Raw genomic sequence first — 25824 nt, 5'->3', positions numbered from 1 at the left:
CAAAAGGTGGCTCAGGACACCAGTGGATCTGCGCCGGCACTGACCGAAAACCGCTCCCGATAAGCCTGTGGCGTCACGCCCATGGCCCGCAGGAAACTGCGGCGCAGGGTTTCTTCGCTGCCGAAGCCGCATTGCACCGCTACTCGTTTGATCGGCACGCCGGTATCGCTGAGCAAACGTCGCGCGGTTTCGACGCGGATCAGTTCGATGGCCCGGGCCGGGGTCTGGCCGGTGTCGGCGCGGTAGTGGCGCACGAAGCTGCGTTCGCTCATGCCGGCCTGCAAGGCCAAGGTCGGAATGCCAAGGTCGTGGGCCAGATTTTCGCTGATCCACGCGTGAAGTTCATCGAAACGGTTGCCTTCCTGTTGCAGTGACAGGGTCACGCTGAATTGCGACTGGCCACCCGGACGTTTGAGAAACACCACCAGTTGCCTCGCGACTTCGAGGGCCATGGTGCGCCCCAGGTCTTCTTCGACCATGGCCAACGCCAGGTCGATGCCGGCGGTCACCCCGGCCGAGGTCCAGACCGGGCCGTCGTTGATGAAGATCGGGTTGGGCTCGACGTGCAGTTGCGGATGCTGCTGCGCCAGTTGCTCGCAACGGGTCCAGTGGGTGACCACGCGCCGGCCGTCGAGCCAGCCGCTGGCCGCCAGCAGGAACGCACCGGTGCATACCGAGGAAACCCGCCGGCAGCCACGGGCATGTTCGCGCACCCAGGCGACCAACGGCGCATCTTGCGCCGCTGCGTAAACACCCCAGCCACCGGCGATGATCAGGGTATCAGTGCCCTCATCCGGCAACGGTTCGGCCAACAGCGCCAACCCCGCCGACGACATCACCGCCCCGCCGCCACTGGTAATCACCGTCGGCGCATAGGGTGGCGGCAGGCCTTGCTGGCGGGCAATGTCGTTGGCCGAAGCGAAAACCTGCAACGGCCCGGTGACGTCGAGTATTTGCACGTTGGCGAAAGCGAGTACATGGATGGTTTTCGACATTTGGCGTAATTCGTGGGGATATTGGCGTATGCGCCAAAGCCTACGAGCCTAGAGTCAAACCGTCCACCCACTTCACGAGAAAAAACACCATGACGTTGCAGATCGGTTTTCTGTTGTTTCCACAGGTTCAGCAACTGGACCTGACCGGCCCTTACGACGTACTGGCCTCGCTGCCGGATGTGAAAGTGCATCTGATCTGGAAAGACCTGATGCCGGTCACCGCCAGCACCGGCCTGCTGTTGAAACCGACCACCACCTTCGATGATTGCCCGGCACTGGACGTGATCTGCGTGCCCGGTGGCAGTGGTGTCGGACCCTTGATGGAAGATGACCAGACTCTGGACTTTCTCAAGGCCCAGGCCGCCAACGCGCGGTACATCACGTCGGTGTGCACCGGCTCGCTGGTGCTGGGTGCGGCGGGATTGCTCAAGGGCAAACGCGCCACCACTCACTGGGCCTATCACGAACTACTCAAGCCGCTGGGCGCAATCGCGGTGCAAGACCGGGTGGTTCGTGACGGTAATCTGTTGACCGGTGGTGGCATCACCGCCGGTATCGACTTCGCCCTGACCCTGGCCGCCGAGCTGTTCGACCAGGCCACCGCCGAGTTGGTGCAACTGCAACTGGAATACGCCCCGGCCCCGCCGTTTACCGCGGGCAGCCCCGAGACGGCCCCGGCCAGCGTGTTGGGAGAGGCTCGCCAGCGGGCTGCCGGCTCGTTGAAACTGCGGGCGCAGATCACCGAGCGCGCGGCGGCGAAACTCGATCGACAGTGAAAAAATGGCGGCGGGAACCCGGTTCCTGCCGCCACGACTTTTCATGCGCGCAAAAAAAACCCGCCGAAGCGGGTTTTTCCAAGACCATGACGACTCCTTGTCGTAGCGTTCCTTGCATATGGTCGATCATCCATGATCCTGAGCACATCCTGTGCTTCAGTGGGTGAGGCCAGATTACGCTTCGGATCCAATTTGTAACAGGCGATATCGCTACCATCGCGTGTAAGACATTCGCTATAAACCACCCTCCGAAAACCCTTAGACGCCTCAGGTTTCGGGCCGACTTCAGCCACTCTGTTGCTCGTGGGCTTTGGCATTGTCGATCAAAAACTGCTCGATATTGTTCATTTGCTCTTCCCAGCCACGACTGTCCATGCGGAAAGCCCTTTCGCGACGGGCCTGGGGAATGTGATCGAAACCGGACTCGGAGACCTTGAGCAACGTGCCGTTGTCCATGTCTTCGAGCTCGAATTTCACCAGGGTGGTGGGTTCCTGGGAGTAATCGACTTCAGGGTTCACGGCATACGGGTGCCAGCGAAACGAAAGCAGCCGCTCCGGCTCGACCCGCTCTACCAGTACATTCCAGCGCAAATGTTCATAACCGGGATAGGTAACCTGCCCCTGGGTCCATTCGCCTGCCACAAAGCGCTTGCCTTCCAGCGCCACGCCAAACCACTGTCCGAACACTTCGGCATTGGCCAGCACACGCCAGACCTGTGAACGCTTGGCCTTGAGCAGGATTTTCCTTTCGATGCGATCAGATGCTGGGTTCATAAGTCACCTCCTGTACTTGAACAGTAGGTCAGTAAGACCACAAGACCAACTCTAAAGTTGTACCAATCGGGATAAGCAATCAACCATACCTGAGATATTCGGTTGCATTTGCGTGGATAAGTTCTGGGCAATCGCAAAGTCAGCGGGTCGAAACTGCTAACGTTCGCCCTCGAAACAGCATGGAAAAGGATAGCGACATGAAAAATCTGCGCGGCAGTTGCCTGTGCCCCTCAGCGCTACACTGCACCTCTCTTTCGGTCACAGCGAGCACTCCAGCATGAACCCACGCTTCTTATTGGCGCTGACACCCTTGTTGTTCACCTCCATGGCGTTCGCCGTGGACTGCGACAACGCCAGCGATCAGGCGACGATGAACCAGTGCGCGGCGCAGCAGAACGCGGCCGCCGACAAGGAATTGAATGCGCTGTACCAGCAAATCACTTCGCGGCTCAAGAGCAACCCGGACAGCAAGAAGCAGTTGGTGGGTGCGCAGCGGGCGTGGGTTGCGTTCCGCGATGCCGAGTGCAAGTTTTCGGCATCCGGGGTGGAAGGCGGGAGTGTGTATCCGCTGATTTACAGCAACTGCACCACGGAACTGACCAAGGCACGGGTTCAGACGTTCAAGAACTACCTGAAATGCCAGGAGGGGGATATGAGTTGCCCGGTGCCGGGGGTTTGATTTTTGCTGTTTTTGCGGTGTTTTTGAGGGCCCCATCGCGAGCAAGCTCGCTCCCACAGGGGATTAGGGTGTACTCGCAATGCCGGCGTCACCACAAAAACTGTGGGAGCGAGCTTGCTCGCGATGAGGTCGGCACATTCAACATTGATGTTGCCTGACATGCCGCTATTGCGAGCAGGCTCGCTCCCACAGGGTTCAGTGGTGTTCACACAATAGTGACCACACCAAAAATCCACTGTGGGAGCGGGCTTGCCCGCGAAGGCGTCAGTTCAGGCTCCGCAATTACCGGACAAAAATCTGCGCCGTGGTAATCGCCATGTCTCCGCCCGGCAACTTGATGCTGCCCGTCTGCTTCAGGCTGTCGGCATCAAAGATCGCCACGTCGTTGAACGTCCCCGCCAGGTAGATCTTGCTGCCGTCCTTGTTGAAGGAAATGCAGTAGTAGGAATGATCGAGCGTGGCGGACTGGAGCATTTTCTTCTGCTTGATGTCGTACTTGGCCAAGCGGTTGAGTACGCCAAACATCAGGTTCGGGTCCTTGGGCGAGCGCATACCGCTGAAGTAGATTTCGGTCAGAGGCCCGAAGTCGGTGGTTTCGGTCTTGCCGGTCTTCAGGTCGACGCTGAACAGGCCGTACAGGTATTCGGCGGTGGCCGGGTTCTGTTTCTTGTCCTTGAATTTCGCCGCGGTGTAGAGCAGCGAGAAGTCATGCCGGTAGGTCTGCTGGCTCCAAACGTAGAGCACGTCCGGCGCGCTGTAGTTCGGGCGCTTCCAGTGCCGGCTGGGGATCAGCACATCGAACTTGCCGGTCTGCACGTTGACCTTGTAGACATCCGCCCCCGCCACGTACAGCGTGCCGTCGTCACCGCTCTGCATGATGGTCAGTTGGCGCGGCGCCGGGAAACTGCGCAGCGGCTTGGCGTCCATGCCGGCATCGGTCGAATACACGTCGAGCCGGGGCTGCTGCACTTCGTAGCGATCGTTCATCATCAGCGTCGGGTTGGCGACGGTGTACAGCTCCTTGCCGTCGTGGCTGACCGTGAAGGCGAACATGGACCTGGCCTTCTCACCTGGCTTCTGGGTGATGCTGGCGTGGAACACCTGCTTGCAGTTGTCCAGTTCGACACCGTAGACATCCGCATAGTGATTGTTCAGCACGTAGGCGGTCTTGCGGTCCGGCGACAACTGCACGGAGCCGGGACCGAAGGCATCGGGCATCTTGCAGGTCTTGAACAGCGTGTCGGTGGCCAGGTCGATCACGTGCAGGTTGTTCGGGTAGTTGGTGGTCACCATGTATTCGTGACCGACTTGCAGCGCGGTATTTTCATCGGCCAGAACACTGACAGAACAGCTGCTGAGGACGGCGAACGCGGCCAGGCCGCAGGCTTTGATGTTACGCATGCTGGAATCCTTCTTCTGTGATCACTTGTCTTTGGGGAAGACAGTGCCGAGGTTGCGCCAGTTGTCGTTGGACGCCTGGGCATCCTTGTTCCAGTCCGGGTAGGTGCTCATCATGTCGGGCACCTGGGCCGGCCACCAGCAAGGGTCGGAGCACCCGTAGAGGTCGGCCTCCATCGGCTGGCACAGCGACGACACACCGCCAAACGCATCGATTTCCCAGCCCGGGTCGGTGGTCGAGGCACAGCCCGCCACGGAACTCATGGCCACCACTTCTTCTATGCGGTTTTCATCCGCGGCCTGATCCAGCTTCAATGCTTTGTTATTGATTGCCTTGAGATGTTTCATATCAGTGAGCCTTGCGCGGAGTGATGTAACTGCTGATGAACGCAGGGTTATTGGCCATGATCCGGGTGTAGACCTCGATGCCGAAGTCGACCCAGTCACGCATCAGTTCGCAGTAGTGATAGGTTGGGTGGGTCGGATCGCCATAGCGGGCGTAGCTCTCGTGGTAGCAGCCGCCGGAACACAGGTTGCGGATCTGACAGTCTTCGCAGCCGGTGTTGGTACGGTCCAGGCGCTGGGACAGGAAGTCGTTCAACTCCACCTGTTTCACACCGCTATGGACGTTGCCGAAGGTCGGCAGGCTCGAACCGGTAAAACGGTGGCACAGGTTCAGCTCGCCCTTGTGATCCACCGCCAGCATCTTCAGGCCCGCGCCGCATGGCAGGGCTTTCTTGTGGCCTTCGTGGATGTCGGTGATGAGCTGGTGCAGGTTGGAGAAACCGATGTTGCGGTGTTCCAGCGCCGCTTCCAGGTAACGACGACCCAGCGCCTTCATGTTGGCGAACACCTGCACCAGTTCATCGCTGGTGAGGTTGAAGCTGCTGATGTCGCCGGAGGTCACCGGGGCAAAGCCGACTTCGGCAAAACCCAGTTCGTTGAACAGGTGATCCCAGATGGTTTCGACGTCGGTCACGCCGGTGGTGAGCGTTACGCGAGCTCCGACCGGACGGCTGTTGTAGCGCGACAACAGCATCTCGGCCTTGCGCCGCACCACGTCATAGGTGCCCTGCCCGCCCACGGTGATGCGGTTGCGGTCGTGCACGGTCTTCGGCCCGTCGATGCTCACCGACAAACCGAAACGATGGGCATTGAGGTAATCCACCGTTTCTTCGGTGAGCAACGTGGCGTTGGTGGTCATGACAAATTCGACGAACTTGCCCGCCTCGCGAAAACGCTTCTCACAATAGTCGACCATGTACTCGATCAGCTTGCGGTTGCTCAGCGGTTCGCCGCCGAAGAACACCACGGTGAAACGCTCTTCGTCCGGGGATTCGCGCAGCAGCATTTCCACCGAGGCGATCGCCGTTTCGACGTCCATTTTCTTGCCCGCCGACGGCTTGTCGAGGTCTTCCTTGTAGCAATACGTGCAGCTCAGGTTGCAGCCGGTGTTGACGTTGAGCACCACGGTATTGATCGCCGTACGCTCGACCCGCTTGGTGGCGATGTCCGGGGTCAGCGGCGAGCCGTCGCTGACCAGTTCCAGGGCCATCAGCTCGCGCAGGGTCTCGGTGATTTCCTCGCCGTTGAAACGCGCGGCCAGGCGCTGGATCAGGTCGTCCGAGGAACAACCTGGCCCGCGCAAGGTGTCGATGATGGTGCCCGTCAGTTCATCGCTGGCGAACAGCGAACTGCTGGGGATGTGAAACAGCATGCGGTCAGCATCGACCTGCACTTCGTGCAGGTTGCGTTCGACCAGATTCAAGATAGCGCCCATGGCAAACCTCCTGTGCAGGCCCCGCTTGGCGGGGCTTGCGGTCATTCCGAAAAGTGTCTGAAGCCTGTGCCGTCAGCCAACTCACGGAATGGGTGGATTGTTCCAGCGTTGCACGGTCACGATCAGGTGGCCTTCGCCGGTCAGGGATTTCCCTGCGTCGTCGACGGCGGCGATCACCTTGAGGTTGCCGGCATTGTTGGTGGACATCTTGCGTGCCGGGTTCGGCCCGGCATCGCCCGGAGTGAACACGCCGGTGTCGGCCTGCATGGTGCCGGCGAACTTGACGTCTTCGTCTTCCCTGGCGCGGTCGTCGAAGGCCTCGACTTTCCACTGTGCCGGGAACACACCGATGCGGTACGGCTTGCCATCAGCGCCCTTGCCCCAGGCTTCCGCGTCGAAACGGCCCTGGACTTTCGGCGTCGAACCACCGCCCTCGCCGATCCGTGCCACCGAGAATTCCGGCACAACCTTGACCGAGGCGATCTTGCTGTACACCGACAGGCTCGGGCCCTTTAGCGTGCCGACGCTGACCGCGCGCACGCCCGGTTGGGCATTGGCCGCCGCCTTGAGCTTGACCTTGATCCGCTCAGGGCTCTGCTCGACCACTTCGAGCACTTCCACGCCTTTGCCGAAGTCCGGCTTGCCGGTCAGGCCGCTGCCGATCAGGGTCACTTCGGTTTCACTGCCGGCCTTCAGATAACCCGGCTGCACCGCCAGCAAACGGTTGGAGCCTTGCCTGGCGGCGACGAAGTCCAGGCCACGCTCGTCGTGCTCGGCCTCGAACATCCGGCCCTGCATCGCATTGCCCTGGGCGGCGAACACCTGGCGCATGGTCACGCCATCGATGGTCACGTTGCCGCGCCATTCGTAGCCGGTGTAGAGGATTGCACTGCCGTCGCCGTTGAACGGCGTGCCGTCGGCGTACTGGCCTTTGACGCTGACCTTGAAGGTGTCGCTGCCATCGGCACTCACGGTCATTACACCCGCCAGCTCACCCTTGCCCGGCAAGTGGCCGCTGAAGCTCCAGTCGCCCACCAGGGCATCGGCTTTCGGCGCGGCGCTCTGCCATTTTTTCCAGGCCGGGTTGTCCAGCGGATAACGCTTGGCCAGCAGCGGCACCATTTCTTTGCGGGCCATATCGAACCAGTCGCGGTCCCGGGACAGCGCCTGGTACTCCAGGGACGGCCACTGACCGAGGTGGAAATTCACCAGGCGTTCCCACTCCTGGGCCGGACGCCGTTGCAGGGCAACCCGCGCACCGGAGTGGCAGCGGCCGCACATCTGGCTGGTCTGGTCGTCGAACTGCTCGACGGTATTGAGCCGTCGTTCCAGCGCATAACGCACGCCGTCGGTTTCGCTCGGCGCCAGGCCCTGGGTGTCGGCCAGGTATTTGACCAGCGTGCGACGGTCGTCATCGCTGATCTGCAAACCGTGCATTGTCTGCATCCGGGCAATGCTCATCAGCCAGCCTTCCGGCGTTTTGCGCTGGTGGCTGATGCGGCTGAGGGCGTTATCGGCTTCGGGGGTGTGACAGCCCTGACAGGTTTCCTTGAGGATGGTCTGGGCGTCGCGGGCTGCCAGGCTATGAGGCGAATGCAGCGCTACACAAGCGGCTACGGCCAGCAGGCTGGCGCTCATGCCTGATCGGAGTTTTCTCTTCATCAACGTCGAACCTCGCACGGTGCGTTCTTATTGTTGTGGCTTATCGTTTTTATGGTTTCTGCCGCCGGCGTTGATCCGCTGACGGAGGCAAGAGAAACGTCTGCGATGAGCAATACACGGAGCGTGCCAGCTTATGAATATTTCAATGAATCAATGACTTGTGATTAATAACCGGTTTTTTTCGGGAGACGTCATGGGCGTTGCACGTTTAATTTCGCGACAACTGTTTCACTCTGAGACAAGCATAGTTTTCTGTAGGAGCGAGCCTGCTCGCGATGGTCGTTAACGATATCGCGTGCTTACAGGCTAAACGTGGTGCTCTTTCGTCCATCGCGAGCAGGCTCGCTCCTACAGGGTGTTGTGTTCGGGGCGTCTCACGTCGTCGCAATTTGCGACGTTTATCGATCTCACGGTGACCCGGAAAATATCTGTCACCCCACTAGATCGGGCCTTCGGGCCGAAAAAACACAACTGGCACAGGCATTGCGAAAGCCCGGTTCTCACGAACAACAAGAGGCCTCGCCAATGTCGCTCCCAAACCTGCTTCCCGCCACTTCGGCATTCATCCAGCGCGCCCCGCGCATGCTTATCGGCGGTGACTGGGTCGAGGCCGCCGACGGCCAGACCATGCCCCTGCACAACCCGGCCACCGGTGAGGTGCTGTGCGTGGTGCCACGGGCAACACCGGAAGATGTCGACCGTGCGGTGCTCGCCGCCCGCCAGGCGTTCGACGATTCGGCCTGGACCCGCACCCGTCCCCGGGAGCGGCAGAACCTGCTGTGGAAACTCGCCGACCTGATGCAGCGCGACGCCGAACTGCTGGCGCAGCTGGAATGCCTGAACAACGGTAAAAGCGCGGCGGTGGCCCAAGTGATGGACGTGCAACTGGCCATCGACTTCCTGCGCTACATGGCCGGTTGGGCGACCAAGATCGAAGGTTCTACGGTTGACGTGTCGGCACCGCTGATGCCCAACGACCAGTTCCACAGCTTTATTCGACGTGAAGCGGTGGGCGTGGTCGGTGCCATCGTCGCCTGGAACTTCCCGCTGTTGCTGGCCTGCTGGAAACTCGGCCCGGCCCTGGCCACCGGCTGCACCGTGGTGCTAAAACCCGCCGACGAAACCCCGCTGACCGCACTTAAACTTGCCGAACTGGTGCTGGAAGCCGGTTATCCCGAAGGCGTATTCAACGTGGTCACCGGCACCGGCATCACCGCAGGTTCTGCCTTGACCCACAACCCGCTGGTGGACAAGCTGACCTTCACCGGCTCCACCGCCGTCGGCAAGCAGATCGGCAAGATCGCCATGGATTCCATGACCCGGGTCACCCTGGAGCTAGGCGGTAAATCACCGACCATCGTCATGGCCGACGCCGACCTGAAAACCGCCGCGGCCGGGGCTGCCAGTGCGATCTTCTTCAACCAGGGCCAGGTCTGCTGCGCAGGCTCGCGGCTGTATGTGCAGCGCAAGCACTTCGACAATGTGGTGGCGGACATCAGCGACATTGCCAACGCCATGAAACTCGGCAATGGCCTGGACCCAAGCGTCGACATGGGGCCCTTGATCTCGGCGCGCCAGCAGGAACGCGTCTACGGGTACATCGAAAAGGGCCGGGAAAGCGGCGCGACCATCGCCTGCGGTGGCGAGCAGTTCGGGCCTGGGTTCTTCGTCAAGCCAACGGTAATTGTCGACGTCGATCAGAAGCACTCACTGGTGCAGGAAGAAATCTTCGGCCCGGTGCTGGTGGCCATCCCGTTTGATGACGAAGCCGATGCCCTGCGCATGGCCAATGACAGTCCGTATGGATTGGGCGCGAGCATCTGGTCCAATGACCTGGCGGCGGTGCACCGGATGATTCCGCGCATCAAGTCAGGATCGGTGTGGGTCAACTGCCACAGCGCCCTGGACCCGGCGCTGCCGTTCGGAGGCTACAAGATGTCCGGGGTCGGGCGTGAGATGGGGTATGCGGCAATCGAGCATTACACCGAGCTGAAGTCGGTGTTGATCAAGTTGTGATTCGTAGCGTCCTTCAGGCCGCCTTCGCGAGCAAGCCCGCTCCCACATTGGAATGCGTTCCCCTGTGGGAGCGGGCTTGCCCGCGAAGGCGCCCCCACAGCCACTACGCCACTGTTTCGCGGCCCTGTGGTTGACCCACCCCATATTTTGCGCCGGCCCGAAGCGCGTGACGAAGCTTCAGGGCCGGCCGTTCGACGCAGTAGTACGAAACGCCGCTGAGCAGCAACGACAAGGCCAGCACTGTTGCAACAACGGCCCCATCGTAGGCAACCGACCAGACAGCGTGCAGGAAGTACATCACCACATAGTGATTCAGGAACACGCCGTAGCTGATATTGCCGAGGAACTCGTCAATCCGGTGAAACCTGAGCTTTGTCAGCAGGTACACGGCGGGCACACCCAGCGCTATGCCGGCGGTCACTTCGGCATTGAACGGTCGGCGCTCTATCCATCCCGCCATGATGGCCGCAAACATCAGGGCCGCCACCACGGCGGTGCTGGCACCGATCGCCAAATCCTTCGGCTGCGCTTTGTACAGGTAGCTGCCGCACAGGAACATGAACAGCACACCCGGCAATAGACGGTAGCCGTACAGGTCGGTGTTGATGAAACCCAGGCACGCGGCCATGAAGACGACGACGGATAGAGCAAACGCAACGCCCCGCGCCCTATAGATGATCAGGAAAGGGATCATCAGGTAGAAGCACATCTCAAGCCCCAAAGACCAGGCCGGCGGCAAGATCCACGATCCCGCCGCGCCGAACATGTAGAAGCCGAGTGGCACGATAGCCAGGCTCGCGGCGATGTTGCGCAGCGTCAGCTCGGCGGCTTGAGGCGTGCCGGGCAGCAGGAAATAGATCACCGCACAGGAAACCACGAAGTAGAACAGGAATTGAGGATAGAGCCGCAGGGCGCGGTCCAGGTAGAACAGACCAACTTTCTCCGGCGCCTTGTAGTTGCGTTCGATCAGCGAAGTCATCACGAAACCGCTGATGATCAGGAAGGAAATCACGGCAATCACGCCGGGGTTTAGCCCCATGAACGTCTTGCCCATATGAGAAACGGCCACCAGAACGGCCAATAGCAGACGATAAGCTCCCACTTACACCCCAAAATTCCTTGTCGTTATGGCGCGTAAATTACGATGCTTTACGCTGGGAGAACAGGCTTTTTCGCCGTATCCGGACGTTCTTCATTCAGGGTTTGAAACCCTGGCCCAGCAACCAGCTGCGAACCATCCGCCCCTGCTCCACCGTCAGCCCGGCCAATACCCGATCCGCCGGCTCTCCCTGCTTTAACCTCTGCACCAACGCCGCCACCTCAACCCCATGCACATGCCAGATACCCAGCGGTTGATCCACCGTGATCACCACCTCGGCTTCATCGACCAGTCCATCACGCAACACCGGCGCCCGTTCAATCCTCAGCGCATTGAAATCCGCCTCGGCATGGGCCACCTCGGCATCCGGCCAGCTCCGCCGTGCCTGCCAGAACGGCTGGTCCGGCCAGCGTTGCTCATCGGCATAAAAATCCCGGCCGATCCGCGCAAACCGCAAAAACAACTGCCCCACCCGCTGCTGGTGGAAACGCTGGGCCAGAGTCGCTCGTTCGGGTTTGCACAGCAGCGTGTTGATCACCGCGGGCGCCTGCAACGCCGAAGACAAGGACTGAAAGATGCCATTGCCTGACAGAGGATCGACGGCCATTGCCGCATCGCCGACCCGAATCCAGTTTTCGCCACACACCTGCGGGCTCAGAATCGCCGTGCTACTGCGGGCGTGCAGTTGCAGATCAGATTCCGCTTCGCCCGCAAAAAATACGGCGGCCAACTTCGAACCCTGGCGCCGCTGTCGACAGTAATCGAGCAACATAGCCTTGCCCGGCAAGCCGGCACTGGCCACATCCACCGTCCATTGCCAGTAACACTGGCCGTCGGCGCGCCGCGCCATCCACGCCCAACCGTCCTCAAGGCTTTCCACGGCGCTGGCGGTGCTGCCCGGCGAACCCTGCCAGCGATTGAGCAAGCTGACAGTCTCGGGGCCACGCAAGCCTTTGCCGAAAGCGGGGGCCTGACGTCCACGGGCCTCTACGAGAAACGGCGCCAGCAGCGGTTCGCGGCCGTCGATTTCGATTCGGTGGCCATTGGTCGATGACTGAACCGTCAGCACCCGGCCTTCGATCAACTTGACCCCCGCCAGGCGCAAATCCTCACGCAGGCCTCGGTCAAACAGCGGACGGTCGAGCAAGTATTCGATGTTCTGCGCATGGTGCTGACCATTCCAGTTCACCTGGCGTTGAGAAGGCAGCGTCGCCTCCGCCAACGCCTGGTGCAGACCCGCGCTGCGCAAGGCTTCCAGAACCCGCACGGACACGCCTTCGAGCGCCGCAAACCGGCGCCATTCGCTGATCAGCGTGACGCCATGGCCCAGCCGCTTCAAACCCAACGCGACCGCGGCCCCCGCCGGGCCGGCGCCTAGAATGACGATGTCGTTCATGGCCCGAAGCGCCGTTCAGGGCCACGGTAACGGGCATGCTCGCGCAACCACTCGATGACTTGCTCATTGCTGGCACCAGGCTGTTCGACGAGGAACCCGGCAATGTGTCCGCTCAAGGCGGCACAACCGAGGCTCGCCCCGGATTGCCCCGGGTAGGTGCCATGCACACACGCGGCGAAATCCGCCTGGGCGCTGTTGAGCCACGACCATTCCTGCTCGGCGCACCGCGCATCGCCGGTCACCCGCAATACCTGCGGATAGTTCGCCGGAAACACCCCTTCCCCCTGGGCCGGGCTCGACGCACACAGCAGCACGCCCTGCGCCACCGCCGCCGCGCAGGCCGCGCGCAACAGGCTGCGATCCTGGCGCAGGCCAAGGCTCAAATTGATCAGTCGAACGTCCTGCGTCAGCAGCCAGTCAATCGCCGTGGCGATCTGCAAGGCGCTGGTGACACCCCGCTGGTCGAACACCTGAGCCACGCAAAACAGCGCCGAGGGTGCACGCCGGCCGATGGCCTCGATCACCGCACTGCCATGCCCCAGCGGGTCTTCGCGCAAGTCGCCCTCGGCCAGGCCGTCTTCGAGCAATGAAAAGCGTCGACCGGCGATCACTTGCACCCGTTGTGCCGCCGAGTGACCGCTGTCCACCACACCAATGCGCAACTCAGGTTTCATGCAGCACCGTTTTCGAGGTCAGTACGCCGTCGAGCAATTCGAAGCGCAGGTCGGCGTCGGCCAGGGTTGAAGGGCGATGGCTGATCAGGATGCGCGTACGCCCGGCAAACAGGCGGTCGATGGCGGCGATGACCTCGCGTTCGGTGGCTTCATCCACTGCGGACGTGGCTTCATCGAGCACCAGGATCAGTGGGTCCTGCAACAGTGCCCGGGCAATCGCGATGCGTTGTTTCTGCCCGCCGGACAACTGCTGGCCCCGCTCGCCCAAGGGACTGTCGAGACCTTCGGGCAAGGACTCGATCAGGCTGTCGAGTTGCGCCAGTCGCGCCACGTCGGCAATCGCCTCGCGGCTGGCGTCCGGTGCCGCGTAGGCCAGGTTGTCGGCGAGGCTGCCGCGAAACAGCACGATGTCCTGGCTGACGATGGCGATGCGCCGACGCAACTGGAACAGATCCAGTTCGCGCAGATCAACGTCACCCAGCAGTACCCGGCCCGATTGCGGATCGTGATGACGTTGCAGCAGGTCGATCAGGGTGGACTTGCCCACGCCCGAGCCGCCGCTGAGGGCCACTTTCATACCGTAGGGAATCCGCGCCTCGATGCCGCGCAGGGTCGATTGGCGGCCGGGATGGGCGAAGTGCACGTTGTCGAACCAGAGATCGCCGCCAGTGGGCATTGCCCTTGGCGTGGCGGGCGTCAACACCGTCGGTTGTTCGCCGCGCAATTCCATGACCCGGCCGAGGCTGACAGTCATCCGCTGGATCGCGACGTAGAGCCCGAGCAGGCTTTGCACCGGCCCCACGGCCATGCCCAGGTAGGTGGAAAAGGCAATCAGGGCGCCGAGCTGCCAGGTGCCCTGCACCACCCAGTAACCGCCGATCAGAAATGCGCAGGCGCGGGACAGCGAGGTCAGGGTACCGGGCACGGCCTGGGTGAAAAATTCGGTGACTTGCAGGCGCAGCAACTGGCTCATGTAGCCCTGCCCCAGCGTCTCGAGGCGCCGCGCTTCGCGCTGTTGCTGGCCGGCGGACTGGATGAATTTCATCACCGGCAATGTCTCGACCATGAACGACGACATGTCCGCCGAACGCTCGCGCAACTGCCGCACATCGCGCTCCACCTTGCGCCGCATCCAGCGCAGCCAGAGCACGTCGAGGGGAATCAGCACCAGCGCCAGCAGCGACAGTTTCCAGGACAAGGTCAACAGCATCGCTACCGCGACCACCAGGCCGATCACGCTGGACACCGCCGAGAACAGCGAGTCCACGGCGAACCGCTGGATTTCCGCGACATCGCCATCGAGGCGCGACATCAGGTCGCCGATGCGCCGCTGGCCGTAAAAGCTCGGCGACAGGGTTTGCAAATGCCGGTACAGGTCATCGCGCAGGGCAAACAGCATGCGCCCGGACAGTCGCGTGTGCAGGTAGCGGTTGATGCCCGAAAGCGCCGTGCCCAGTAACCCGGCAACGATCATCAGCCCGGCGATCATTACCAGCATCGGGAAATTGCGCGCCAACAGGCCATCGTCGATCAGCAGTTTGGTCAGCCACGGCTGCACCAGCACCAGCGCCGAGGCGCAGACCGACAAACCCAGCAGCCCGGCAATCGCCAGGCGATGAGGTCGCACGAAGCTGTACAGCCAACGCAATGCCGCTTGCAGGGCCTCGGGGTTCTGGCTGTCGATCAGCCGAACGATCAAGCGCTGCATCACGAACGCAACTGTTTGAGCTTGCGATAAAGCGTCGCGCGGCTGATGCCCAGAGCGTCGGCGGCGGCCGAGACATTGCCCTGGTGCGTGTCCAGGGACTGACGGATCAGCTCCAGTTCGTTTTCCCGGATGCTGCCGGCCTGGGGCCGTTCGCTGGTGGTCAACTCGTCGAGCATGCTGTCGGGCAAGTGGTCGAGGGTCAGCACGGTTTCGCCCGGTTCGCGCATGGCCAGCGCGGTGCGCAGGACCATCTCCAGTTGGCGGATGTTGCCTGGCCACTGATAACCGTTGAGCAAGCGATCGAGATCATCGTGCAGGACCACGGCGGGTGCGCCCAATGTCGTCAGCATGCGAGTGACGAGCGCGCCGAAATCTTCGCGTTCGCGCAGGGCCGGAAGCATCACGCTGATGCCATTGACCCGGTAGAACAGGTCCTCGCGAAAGTGTTTTTCTTCCACCAGACGCTTGAGGTCGCGGTGGGTGGCGCAGATCAGCGCGACGTCGATGTCCTGCTCTTCGCCTGCACCCAGGGGCGCGACCTTGCGATCCTGCAGCACCCGCAACAACCGGGCCTGCAAAGCCAAAGGCATGTCGCCGATTTCATCGAGGAACAAGGTGCCGCCATGGGCCTGCTGCAAACGCCCGACCATGCCGCCCCGGCGTGAACCGGTGAACGCGCCTTCACGATAGCCGAACAGTTCGGACTCGATCAGGCCTTCGGGAATGGCCGCGCAGTTCACCGCCACGAAGGGTTTGTCGCAGCGCGCTCCGGCCATGTGCAGGGCACGGGCGATCACCTCTTTACCAGTGCCGGTTTCGCCCAGTAACAGGACCGGCAGTTCATTGGCCAGGCCTTGGCGGGCCATGCGCAAGGCACGGGCGTAGCGCGTATTGCTGCCGGCGAGCGCTTCCAGGTCCGGTTGCGCCTTGGGCGGTTTCGCGACTGTGCGCGGCGGGCTGCTGACGTTGATCGAGCGTTGCGGCGCGCGCAGGGTTTTGTAGAAGAATTCACCCTTGGCGGTTTGCAGGCTGCCGACTCCACCCTGATGCAGACGCGCCAACAATTGCAGGCCGTCGACTCCGAGAAACTCTTCGCAGCGCCGACCGACCAGGGCCGAGCGCTCGGCGTGGAGCAACTGGCAGGCCTGGGCGCTGACCGCCAGGATCTGCCCGCCGAGGCTCACGGCCAGCAGGCCTTGCCACGGGGATTCCAGATATTGCCGACGGCTGTGGAAGGCCAGGACGATTTCGTCCGGATAACTGGCGTTGAACACCCGGCTTTCGATCTGGCTGACCGCCATGGCCAGCAGCGCAGTGCTGTCGTGGGCACGGCCGAGGGGGCCTTCGCGGGTCAGGTCGAGAACGCCGAGAATGTCGCCCTGGGGGCAATGAATCGGCACCGAAGTGCAGGAAAAATCACTGAGGCGATCCAGATAATGTTCGCCGCAATCGATCAGGGTCGGCCGGGCTTCCACCAGTGCCGTGCCCAGGGCGTTGGTGCCGCGAACCGCTTCGCTCCAGCAGGTGCCGAGGGTGATGTCCTGCAGGCCGCTGCCTTTGAGACGGTCGGCGCGGCCTTCGACGGCGAGGATGGTGGCGTCGGAGTTGGCGAGGATGATCAGCCCTTCCTTGCCCTGACGCTCGGCCAGGTAATCGATGGCCGGCAACGCAGCGTCGATCAACAAGCGGTTGCTGGACAGCAACACGTCGAGGCTGGCACTCGATTCCAGCGCCAGCTCATGCTTGGCATTGAAATGCACGCCATGGCTGAGACTGCGTCGCCACGAGGCATCGATCTCCGCACGCAGGACGCCATCCGGCACTTCGCCTTCCAGGTGCAACTTTTCCCGGGCCAGCCGGGCTTCGCGATGCAGTTTGGGGGAGTTTGTTTTTATTGGCGTCATCAAGCGCTCCGGGTCATCCACCCTGCGCCTTCATACGTCGGCGCCCTGGAGCAATCTTTACGTTAACGTCAGGGCTATGGCAAGTGCCGTAGGGCGCTTGTGTTCCGTCAGGTGGACCCCGTTATCGTTCATCGCGAGCAAGCTCGCTCCCACACTTGACCGAGGTGAACCGCATATTTGTGTTCAACACTGACCAGTGTGGGAGCGAGCTTGCTCGCGATAGCGATCTACCAGGCAGCAAAGATCTCAGAGCTGCCAAACCTCAGGGTCCACAAAAAACGCCCGGGCATTATCCTCCAGGCTCTCCAGGTGATACCCGCCCTCCTGCACAATCAGGCACGGCAACCCGAGACTGCGAATGCGCTCACCGAGCAGGGCAAACCCTTCGCGGGTCACCGCTACTTTGCTTTGCGGGTCCAGCTCGAAAATATCGAAGCCCAGGGACAGCACCAGCACCTCGGCGCCGAAGTCCTTCAGCGCCTTCAGCGCTACTTCCAATTGCCCGAGAAAAACCGCCTCGCTGGCGCCATGGGCCATCGGCAGGTTGAGGTTGAAACCCTCGCCTGCACCGACACCACGCTCTTCGGCAAAACCTGCGACCCCCGGATAGAAGTTGGTCGGATCGCCGTGCACCGACACGTAGAGCACGTCATCGCGGTCGTAGAAAATCTCCTGAATACCCTGACCATGGTGCATGTCGGTATCCAGCACCGCTACCCGCGAAAAACCGGCGCGCAATACCTGCGCCGCCACCGCCGCGTTGTTCACATAACAGAAACCACCCGCCGCTTCGGCCCGGGCGTGGTGACCCGGTGGCCGGCACAGGGCATAGGCTGCCGGCTCGCCATCGAGCAACGCCCGGGCACCGGCGATGGCGCTTTGCGCCGACCAGTAGGCCGAACGCCAGGTCTGCTCGCCCACCGGGCAACTGCCATCGGCCAGATAGCGCGCCGCTTGCGCGAGAATTCCGCGCAGGGCATTGGGTTCGCGGACAAAGATGTTCGACATCACCTCGTCGCCCCAATCCTCGGGAATCTCTTTCCAGCGCTGATGGGCTTCCTGCAAAAACCTCAGGTACGGTGCGCCGTGCACCGCCAGCAGCGGATCGAGCCCGGCATCGGCCGGTTGCTCAACGGCAAAGCCCAACGCACGGGACGCCTGCACCAGGCGCTGCGCACGCTCCGGCACTTCCTGCGGCGTACGCATCTGGCCACGGGAATAGTAGCTGCGTGGATGGTGGAGCAATTGTTCGGGATGGAAAAAACTGCGCATGGAGTGAATACCTGTCAGTTAACTTGGATCTTGAAACCAGCCGCATTCCACTGTGGGAGCGAGCTTGCTCGCGATGAGGTCAGCACATTCAACATTCATGGCGACTGATCCACCGCTATCGCGAGCAAGCTCGCTCCCACATTGACTGCGTTTATTCAGTTTTTACCGCGCGGGCCAACACGGCATTGAGCAACACATCGGTGCCCTGGCGCACATCCTCGGGCAGCACATCTTCCGCTTCGTTATGGCTCAGGCCGCCCACGCACGGGATGAACACCATCGCTGTCGGGCAGTACCGCGCCAGGTGGATCGCATCATGTCCGGCGCCGCTGACAATCGATTGTTGAGCGTAGCCCAGGGCGTCCACGGCCTGTTGCACCGCCGCCACGCAGTCCACATCGAACGGCGTCGCCGGGCTGATCCAGTGCGGGGTGATCGCCAGTTTCAAACCGCGAGCGTCGGCAATTGCCTGAAGCCGCGCACGGACCTGTTGTTCCATGGTCTCGATGGTTTCATCACGGTGATGACGCAGGTCGACGGTGAAGTTCACCAGCCCCGGAATGGTGTTGCGCGACGACTTGTTGATGCTCAATTCACCGACCGTGGTCAGGCCTTCGGGAGCGAAGTCCGCCGCCAGGCCTTCGATGGCCTGGATCATCTGCGCCACGCCGTACAAGGCGTCCTTGCGCAGCGGCATAGGCGTGGTGCCGGCGTGGGCCGCCATGCCTTCGACCCGTACGTCGAGCCAGCGAATCGCCTGGCCGCCACTGACGACGCCGATGCTCTTGGCGTTGTCTTCGAGGATCGGCCCTTGCTCGATGTGGGCTTCAAAGTACGCATCCACCGCGCCGCCGAGCGGGCGCTCGCCGGCATAACCGGTACGTTGCAGCGCCTCGGCGACGCTGATCCCATCGATATCGCGCACCGCCAGCGCAGCGTCCAGATCCATGATCCCGGTGAACACCGCCGAGCCGAACATCGCCGGGGTGAAGCGTGCGCCTTCTTCGTTGGTCCACACCGCCACTTCCAGCGGCTTGCGAGTCTGAATGCCCAGATCGTTCAGGCAGCGCACCACTTCCAGACCGGCGAGCACGCCGTACACGCCGTCGAAACGCCCGCCTTCGGGCTGGGTGTCGAGGTGGCTGCCCATCATCACCGGCGCTGCATCAGGATCGGTGCCGGCGCGGCGGGCAAACAGGTTGCCGATGGCATCCACGCTCAGGGTCATGCCGGCTTCGCGGCACCAGTGGGCAAAGAGTTCCCGACCGGCCTTGTCCTCGTCGCTCAGGGCCAGGCGGCAGCTGCCGCCACGGGCGGTGGCGCCGATTTCGGCCATCGCCATCAGACTCGCCCAGAGGCGTTCGCCATTGATCTTCAACATGTGTTTCTCCAGGAAAATTCAGGGGTCAGGCCTTGGCCAGTTCCAGGCGTTCAGCGCTGGCATGCCGACGGGCAAGGGACAGCACACACAGCAGCGAAGTCGCGGCGATCAGGCTGTAGAACACCGCCATCGGCCACCACTGGCCGACGAACCTGTGTGCCAGCAGCGTGCCGATCAGTGGCGTCAGGCCACCGGCCACAGCGCCGCAAATCTGGTACGCCAGAGAGATCGCGGTGTAGCGCACACGGGTCTCGAACATGCCGCTGACGTAGCCGGCGATCACTGCGTAGAACGACGCCATGCACACCACCGCCAACGCAATGCCGAGGATGATCAGCGGCGCCTGGGCCGAACTGACCAGCACGAACATCGGGTACGGCGAAGCCATCGCCAGCAGCGACACCAGGCACAGGAAGCGGGTGGCGCCAATCTTCTCGGCGACCCAGGCCGCCAGCGGTTGAATGCAGAACTGGATGATCGCGACGACAAACAAACACTCAAGGATCAGCGAACGCGGCAGTTCCAGTTGCTGAGTGGTGTAGGCGATCATGAAGGTGTTGGTGAAATACACCCCGGCGATCCCCAGGGTGTTGGCGCCGATGCACAGCAACAATGGACGCCACGCGGTGCGCAGCACTTCCATGACCGGCGCCTGCTCCTTGCGTTTGTTTTTGCTCGCCAATTCGCGGCTGGCAAGAAACTCCGGCGACTCATTGACCCCCAGGCGAATCGCCAGGCCCACCAGCAGCAACAGCGAACTGGCGAGGAACGGCAGCCGCCAGCCCCAGCTCATCAGGTCTTCTTCCGGCAGACGGGTGACGGCGCTGAAGGCCAGCAGAGACAGGATCAAACCCGCCGGGCTGCCCAGTTGCGCAAACGAGGCGAAGAAATTGCGCCGGCCTTTCGGCGCATGCTCGCCGGCCATCAGCACCGCCCCGCCCCACTCGCCACCCACGGCAATGCCCTGGACGATGCGCAACAGAATCAGCAGCACCGGGGCAGCGGCGCCGATTTGCGCGTAAGTCGGCAGCAAGCCGATGCACACCGTGACCACGCCCATCATCAACAAGGTGATGATCAGCGACTTCTTGCGGCCGATGCGGTCACCGATATGACCGAAGACAATCCCGCCCAACGGCCGCGCAAAGAAACCCACGGCGAAGGTGCCGAAAGCGGCCATGGTGCTGAACAGCTTGTCGTCCGAGGGGAAGAACAGCGCACCGAACACCAGCGCGGCGGCGGTGGCGTAGATGTAAAAGTCGTACCACTCGATCATGGTGCCAATGAAGGCAGCGGCGGCCGCACGGCGCGGCTGGGACGAAGCTTGAGGCTTCATGGGTCGGGCTCCTTTGGTTATTTTTCTGGCAGGAGAGAAACGGCAAATCCGCGGCGCTCTGGCGGCGCCGGTCTGGGGATGATTTTTCGTTCCCGGGCCATGATTAGTCAATTTTCTATTTATTATTCGAATTATTAACACAACTTATAATTGAGGGTGGCAGTCGAATGCGATGTGCAACGCACAGGCGTCGAGCAGAATGTAAACGGGGGGCTGCAATGTCAGTTACAGGTCGCGGCTCTTCTCGACAGGCAGCAATCGATCAAAAGCGAACCCTCATCGGCCCGGGGGTAGCTTGGGACTCCTCAAAATGATGTCGTAACAATGGCATCTCTCGCTAATAGCCAACGCAGACACGTTCTCGCCCATAAAATCCCTCCTGGCCAGCGCTATAAGTAGCAAGCTATTTGTTAATGAAAGTCTGAAGTATTCATTTGAACTTTCAGATTCTTTCAGCGCGCGGCCTGTGCCTAACATCGGCTCCACAGCGAACCTGCCTCTTGGCAGCCTGGCGCCGTCGAAGTGCTTTTGCAGTAGGCCTTGGGATTTTTGAGGATCACCGATGAAGCTGGAAATTTTTCGCACGCTGTGGGGTTACACCGCCAGCAAGGCCCAGGCTCTCGAGGAGTTGCTGCAAGCGGGCTTTGATGGCATGGAAGCACGCCTGCCACTGGACGCCCGTGAACGGACCGAGTTTGGCGCCTTTCTCCAGGCCAATCGCCTGGGCTATATCAGCACAGTCTTCACCGCGTATGACGTGCTGCCGGACCAGTCTGCGTCCCCCGCCATTCACCTCAATGACCTCGACCAGAAACTCGCCTGGGCCGCTGAACTCGGCCCACGCTTCGTCAACGTGCTGGCGGGCAATGACCGCTGGTCCTTGCCACAGCAAGTGGAGTTTTTCGGCGAGGCGCTGGATCTGGCGCGCAAACACGGCCAGGTCTGCAGTTTCGAAACCCACCGTTCGCGTTCGCTGTTCAACCCCTGGGTGACTCTGGAGTTGATCCGGCAATTGCCCGATCTGTTGTTCACCAGTGACATCAGCCACTGGGTCGTGACCTGCGAACGCCTGTTGAATGACCCGGCCGATGACCTGAGCGCTTTCATCGAGCGGGTTCACCATATCCAGGCCCGGGTCGGTTACGACCAGGGCCCGCAGGTTCCGCACCCGGCGGCTCCCGAATATGCAAGGGAACTGGCCTTCCACCAGCAGCACTGGGAAAGCATCTGGCGCTCGCAGCAAGCCCGCGGTTACCAGGTCAGCACCCTGACCCCGGAATTCGGCGCCGACGGCTACCTGCATCATTTGCCCTTCACCAATGTCCCGGTCGCCGACCTATGGTCGTTGAACGTGTGGATGGGCCAGACCGAGCGCGAACACTTCGACCGTTTCAGCCACTCAAGCCATCCTTAGGGAGCCGATGCGTCATGCCTGATAATAAAAACAACAGCGCCAGCACTGACACACACAAAGCCAACTTCAACAGCATCCCGGTGGTCAACATCGCCGGTCTGTTCAGCGTTGAACTGGAACACCGCCTGGCCGTGGCCGAACAATTGGGGCGCGCCGCCAGCGAGGTCGGGTTCCTCTACATCACCGATCACGGTATCGACCCGCAACTGATCGCCAACCTGCGCCAGGCTGCCAAGGACTTTTTCGACCAGCCCTTCGACACCAAGATGCAGCACTACATCGGCACCTCCCAAACCCACAAGGGATTTGTGCCCGAAGGCGAAGAGGTCTATTCCAAGGGCAAGCCGGACCACAAGGAAGCCTTTGACGTCGGCTTCGAAGTCCCGGCCGATGACCCGCTGGTGCTGACCAACACGCCATTGCTGGGGCCCAATGACTGGCCGCAGCTGCAAGGTTTCAAGGCGTCGGTGCAGGCCTACTATGAAGCCATCTTCGCCTTGGGCCGGCGCCTGTTCGGCGGCTTCGCCCTGACCTTGGGCCTGGAAGAAAACTATTTCGACAGCCTGGTCACCCGTCCCCCGTCCAAGCTGCGCCTCATCCACTACCCCTTCGACGGTGCCGCCCCTGACGCACCGGGTCTTGGAGCCCATACTGATTACGAGTGTTTCACCATCCTTTTGGCCGACAAACCAGGCCTTGAGGTGATGAACAACCTTGGCCAATGGATCGACGCACCACCGATTGCCGATGCCTTTGTGGTCAACATCGGCGACATGCTGGAAGTGATGACCGCAGGCGCATTCGTAGCCACCGCGCACCGGGTGCGCAGCGTGAAGGAGGAACGTTATTCCTTTCCGCTGTTTTATGCCTGCGACTATCACACCCAGATCAAACCACTGCCCGGGTTCGCACAGGCAGGCAACGACTACGAAGAAATCACCATCGGCGAACACATGTATGGCCAGGCGCTGCAGACCTATCAGTATCTGCGCCAGAGGGTGGCCAACGGGGAAGTTCAACTGCCAGGCAAGGCACGCAAGCCCGCCAGTTTCGGACATTTGAAAAATCAGGCTCAACCGTCCTGATTGAAGTTTTCAGCTAACCCCCTACCTACGCCGGAGTCAGTACATCATGAAAAACAATAAGAAAAACCTTTTGAGCCTGGCTGTATTGGCAGCCGGTATGTTCGGTGCCTCGGTGAGCGTGGCCGCGGCAGACACATTCAAGGTCGGCATGGAGATCACCTACCCTCCCTTTGAGTCCTATGACAAGGACAAAAACGTGGTGGGTTCGGACCCCGAACTGGCAACGGCACTGGCCAAACACATGAACGCCAAGGTGGAGTTCGTCGACACCAAGTTCCCAAGCCTGATCCTGGGCTTGAACTCCGGCAAGTACGACGCAGTCATTTCCGGCATGTACATCACGCCTGAGCGCCAGACTCAGGCCCAGACCATCGCCTACGCCAACACCGGTGCCGCGGTCATGGTGCCCAAGGGCAGCGAGATCAATGCGAAGAAGCCTGAAGACCTGTGCGGCCTGAAACTGGGCCTGGAACAGGGCACCACCTGGGTCAAGGAATTCAAGAAGCTCTCCGACGACTACTGCGTGCCGAACAACAAAGGCGCCATCACCGTCAGCGAGTACCCTTCGGCCCCCGAAGTGACCCAGGCCTTGTTGTCCAGGAACATTCAGGCCCAGGTTGAAATCGCCGGCGCGGCAAAAATGATCGCGGAAAAGACCAACGGCCGGGTAGTGATCACCACCGAGCATCCGATTTATCAGCAGACCCTGGGCATCTTCGTCAAGAAAGGTAACGACGAAACCTTCCAGGCCGTGCAAAAGGCCTTCGAGGAGAGCAAAAAGAGCGGTGAATACGCCGCAATTCTCCAGAAATATGGCTTGGAAGAACCGACTGCCAATTAAGAACCTGTCCTTGTAGTCTGGTCATCTGCCTCCCCTGCACCGGGGCGGCAGATCGAGGTGCCCCATGCAATTCGATTGGTCATATTTCCTGTCCCTGTTCTCCCTGCCGGACTTCTGGAAGGCCTGCGTAACGGTGGTCCAGCTCAGCGCCCTGGCCTGGTTCATCGGCATGCTGCTGGGTTTTGTCCTGGCCACGGCCAAGCTGTCCCACACGCCCTTGCTGCGCATTCCCGCAGCGGTCTACATCTGGTTCTTCCGCAGCATTCCGTTGCTGGTGCTGGTGGTCTTCGTCTACAACCTGCCGCAACTGTTTCCCGGTAGCGGACCGATTCTGTCCAACCCCTTCTACTCGGGCCTGCTGGCCCTGGTGGTCACTGAAGCGGCGTACATGGCGGAAATCCATCGTGGTGGCCTGATCTCCGTGGCCAAAGGCCAGAAGGAAGCCGGGCGCGCGCTGGGTATCGGCCTGTTCGGCATGCAACGCTTGATCGTGATCCCCCAGGCATTCCGTATTTCGCTGCCCACGCTGATCAATGAATACATCACGGTGGTCAAGCTGACATCGCTGGTCTCGGTCATCTCCCTGACCGAAATCCTCACGGTCGGCCAACGCCTCTATGCCACCAACTTTCTGGTCATGGAAACCCTGGCGGCGGTAGGCGTCTATTACGTGTTGATCGTCACCGTGTTCGGTTTTTTCCTGCAGCGCCTGGAGCGCTACCTGGACCTGAACTTCCGCAAGCCTCACACACTCGACGCGGCCGCCATAGCCAACTTCAGGGCCAGCGCCGAAGCATTGCCCGACACTGCGCGCAAAGCGGCAGGCAACAATGCGACGCCCATCCTGCAACTGAAGAACATCCAGAAAAGCTATGGCACCCACCAAGTGCTGATGGGCATCGACCTGAATGTCGAGTACGGCCAGGTGGTCTCGATCATCGGGCCATCCGGCTCCGGCAAGACATCGCTGATCCGCACCGTCAACGGCCTGGAAACCATCGATACCGGCGACATTCTGTTGTTCGGCGAAAAATTCATCGAAGCGTCGGACAAACCCAACAGCACCCGCCTGCGCAAAGGCGTGCGGCACATCGGCATGGTGTTCCAGAACTTCAACCTGTTCCCGCACCGCACCATTCTCGACAACGTCACCCTGGCGCCCCGTTACCATGGCCAGCCGGGCGAGCTGAGTGAACATCGTGCCTATGCGCTACTGGACAAGGTCGGCCTGCTGGCCCATGCCCACAAGTACCCGCACCAGCTCTCCGGTGGGCAGCAACAGCGCGTGGCGATCGCTCGAGCCCTGGCGATGGAACCGCAGATCATGCTATTCGACGAGCCGACCTCGGCCCTCGACCCGGAACTGGTCAACGACGTGCTGAACGTGATCCGCGACCTGGCCAAAGAAGGCATGACCATGCTGATCGTGACCCACGAAATGGACTTTGCCATGTCGATATCCGACCGGGTCGTATTCATGGAGAACGGTAATATCCAACTGGATGCCGCACCTGAAACCATACGATGCGATGCCGAAGGAGAACGAGTGAGGCGCTTCATGGGCATCAGTGCTCGATCGCCAAGCCGGTCTGCAACGGTGGATCATGCATGAATAGGCAACCACTTTCTTTGAG

Annotated in this window: 21 protein-coding genes; 7 read left to right on the top strand and 14 right to left on the bottom strand. The window is 61.3% G+C overall.

What is annotated here, in order from left to right:
* Positions 1 to 11 precede the first annotated feature (11 nt).
* Positions 12 to 995 carry a GlxA family transcriptional regulator gene (locus AC1RP7_RS11625; protein ID WP_340316070.1) on the bottom strand — a complete coding sequence of 328 codons (984 nt, stop codon included), beginning with the start codon at positions 993 to 995 and terminating at the stop codon, positions 12 to 14.
* Positions 996 to 1084: 89 nt separating this feature from the next.
* Between AC1RP7_RS11625 and inhA the strand changes: the two genes are divergently transcribed.
* A complete protein-coding gene (gene inhA, locus AC1RP7_RS11620) occupies positions 1085 to 1771 on the top strand; it encodes an isonitrile hydratase (RefSeq protein ID WP_218498055.1) in 687 nt (228 codons plus the stop codon).
* Positions 1772 to 2056: 285 nt separating this feature from the next.
* Here the strand turns inward: inhA and AC1RP7_RS11615 are convergent, their stop codons facing one another.
* Positions 2057 to 2545, bottom strand: coding sequence for an SRPBCC family protein (locus tag AC1RP7_RS11615; protein WP_057713927.1), 489 nt, complete (start codon positions 2543 to 2545; stop codon positions 2057 to 2059).
* A gap of 277 nt (positions 2546 to 2822) precedes the next feature.
* On the opposite strand from AC1RP7_RS11615, the gene AC1RP7_RS11610 reads away from it, so the two are divergent.
* Positions 2823 to 3224 carry a lysozyme inhibitor LprI family protein gene (locus AC1RP7_RS11610; protein ID WP_090456932.1) on the top strand — a complete coding sequence of 134 codons (402 nt, stop codon included), beginning with the start codon at positions 2823 to 2825 and terminating at the stop codon, positions 3222 to 3224.
* A gap of 282 nt (positions 3225 to 3506) precedes the next feature.
* Here the strand turns inward: AC1RP7_RS11610 and peaD are convergent, their stop codons facing one another.
* The 4 genes from peaD to peaA form a co-directional block, all read right to left on the bottom strand.
* Complete coding sequence (gene peaD, locus AC1RP7_RS11605) at positions 3507 to 4625, bottom strand: quinohemoprotein amine dehydrogenase subunit beta (protein WP_493180683.1); 1119 nt, start codon at positions 4623 to 4625, stop codon at positions 3507 to 3509.
* Positions 4626 to 4646: 21 nt separating this feature from the next.
* On the bottom strand, positions 4647 to 4970 hold the full coding sequence (gene qhpC / locus AC1RP7_RS11600) for a quinohemoprotein amine dehydrogenase subunit gamma (RefSeq protein WP_008016081.1): 324 nt from the start codon (positions 4968 to 4970) through the stop codon (positions 4647 to 4649).
* Between the two features lies 1 nt (position 4971).
* Positions 4972 to 6402, bottom strand: coding sequence for a quinohemoprotein amine dehydrogenase maturation protein (gene peaB, locus AC1RP7_RS11595; RefSeq protein ID WP_008056152.1), 1431 nt, complete (start codon positions 6400 to 6402; stop codon positions 4972 to 4974).
* Between the two features lie 81 nt (positions 6403 to 6483).
* The gene (gene peaA, locus AC1RP7_RS11590) at positions 6484 to 8064 is read right to left on the bottom strand and encodes a quinohemoprotein amine dehydrogenase subunit alpha (RefSeq protein WP_493180682.1); all 1581 of its coding nucleotides are present in this window, start codon (positions 8062 to 8064) and stop codon (positions 6484 to 6486) included.
* Between the two features lie 525 nt (positions 8065 to 8589).
* Between peaA and AC1RP7_RS11585 the strand changes: the two genes are divergently transcribed.
* Complete coding sequence (locus AC1RP7_RS11585; protein WP_057713922.1) at positions 8590 to 10080, top strand: aldehyde dehydrogenase family protein; 1491 nt, start codon at positions 8590 to 8592, stop codon at positions 10078 to 10080.
* 103 nt (positions 10081 to 10183) lie between these two features.
* On the opposite strand, the gene AC1RP7_RS11580 is transcribed toward AC1RP7_RS11585, so the two are convergent.
* From AC1RP7_RS11580 to AC1RP7_RS11545, 8 genes are all read right to left on the bottom strand, one after another.
* A complete protein-coding gene (locus tag AC1RP7_RS11580; RefSeq protein WP_493180681.1) occupies positions 10184 to 11182 on the bottom strand; it encodes an acyltransferase family protein in 999 nt (332 codons plus the stop codon).
* Between the two features lie 94 nt (positions 11183 to 11276).
* The gene (gene qhpG, locus AC1RP7_RS11575; protein WP_493180680.1) at positions 11277 to 12575 is read right to left on the bottom strand and encodes a flavin-dependent monooxygenase QhpG; all 1299 of its coding nucleotides are present in this window, start codon (positions 12573 to 12575) and stop codon (positions 11277 to 11279) included.
* Positions 12572 to 13249: a subtilisin-like serine protease QhpE gene (gene qhpE, locus AC1RP7_RS11570; protein WP_154861497.1), complete on the bottom strand. Its 678-nt coding sequence runs from the start codon at positions 13247 to 13249 to the stop codon at positions 12572 to 12574. Before qhpE ends, qhpG begins: the two co-directional genes overlap by 4 nt.
* A complete protein-coding gene (locus tag AC1RP7_RS11565; RefSeq protein ID WP_493180679.1) occupies positions 13239 to 14957 on the bottom strand; it encodes an ABC transporter ATP-binding protein in 1719 nt (572 codons plus the stop codon). The genes qhpE and AC1RP7_RS11565 overlap by 11 nt, the downstream gene beginning before the upstream one ends.
* Positions 14957 to 16861, bottom strand: a complete 1905-nt coding sequence (locus tag AC1RP7_RS11560; RefSeq protein WP_493180678.1) for a sigma-54-dependent Fis family transcriptional regulator — start codon at positions 16859 to 16861, stop codon at positions 14957 to 14959. The genes AC1RP7_RS11565 and AC1RP7_RS11560 overlap by 1 nt, the downstream gene beginning before the upstream one ends.
* 246 nt (positions 16862 to 17107) lie before the next feature.
* Positions 17108 to 18133, bottom strand: a complete 1026-nt coding sequence (locus AC1RP7_RS11555) for a histone deacetylase family protein (protein WP_493180677.1) — start codon at positions 18131 to 18133, stop codon at positions 17108 to 17110.
* 151 nt (positions 18134 to 18284) lie between these two features.
* Complete coding sequence (locus tag AC1RP7_RS11550; RefSeq protein WP_218498046.1) at positions 18285 to 19514, bottom strand: Zn-dependent hydrolase; 1230 nt, start codon at positions 19512 to 19514, stop codon at positions 18285 to 18287.
* Positions 19515 to 19539: 25 nt separating this feature from the next.
* Positions 19540 to 20850, bottom strand: a complete 1311-nt coding sequence (locus AC1RP7_RS11545) for an MFS transporter (RefSeq protein WP_057713914.1) — start codon at positions 20848 to 20850, stop codon at positions 19540 to 19542.
* A gap of 562 nt (positions 20851 to 21412) precedes the next feature.
* Here AC1RP7_RS11545 and AC1RP7_RS11540 point away from each other — a divergent pair.
* The 4 genes from AC1RP7_RS11540 to AC1RP7_RS11525 all read left to right on the top strand — a co-directional run bounded on the left by AC1RP7_RS11540 (position 21413) and on the right by AC1RP7_RS11525 (position 25802).
* Positions 21413 to 22264, top strand: coding sequence for a sugar phosphate isomerase/epimerase family protein (locus AC1RP7_RS11540; RefSeq protein ID WP_493180676.1), 852 nt, complete (start codon positions 21413 to 21415; stop codon positions 22262 to 22264).
* Positions 22265 to 22278: 14 nt separating this feature from the next.
* Positions 22279 to 23349: an isopenicillin N synthase family dioxygenase gene (locus tag AC1RP7_RS11535; protein ID WP_493180675.1), complete on the top strand. Its 1071-nt coding sequence runs from the start codon at positions 22279 to 22281 to the stop codon at positions 23347 to 23349.
* A 46-nt stretch (positions 23350 to 23395) separates the two neighbouring features.
* A complete protein-coding gene (locus tag AC1RP7_RS11530; RefSeq protein ID WP_493180674.1) occupies positions 23396 to 24190 on the top strand; it encodes an ABC transporter substrate-binding protein in 795 nt (264 codons plus the stop codon).
* A gap of 64 nt (positions 24191 to 24254) precedes the next feature.
* Complete coding sequence (locus tag AC1RP7_RS11525) at positions 24255 to 25802, top strand: amino acid ABC transporter permease/ATP-binding protein (RefSeq protein ID WP_057713910.1); 1548 nt, start codon at positions 24255 to 24257, stop codon at positions 25800 to 25802.
* Positions 25803 to 25824 lie beyond the last annotated feature (22 nt).

The organism is Pseudomonas sp. GW822-FHT01E03 (assembly GCF_058802985.1).
The sequence above is the reverse complement of the archived record's forward strand: the minus strand, read 5'-3'. Positions and strand labels throughout refer to the sequence as shown.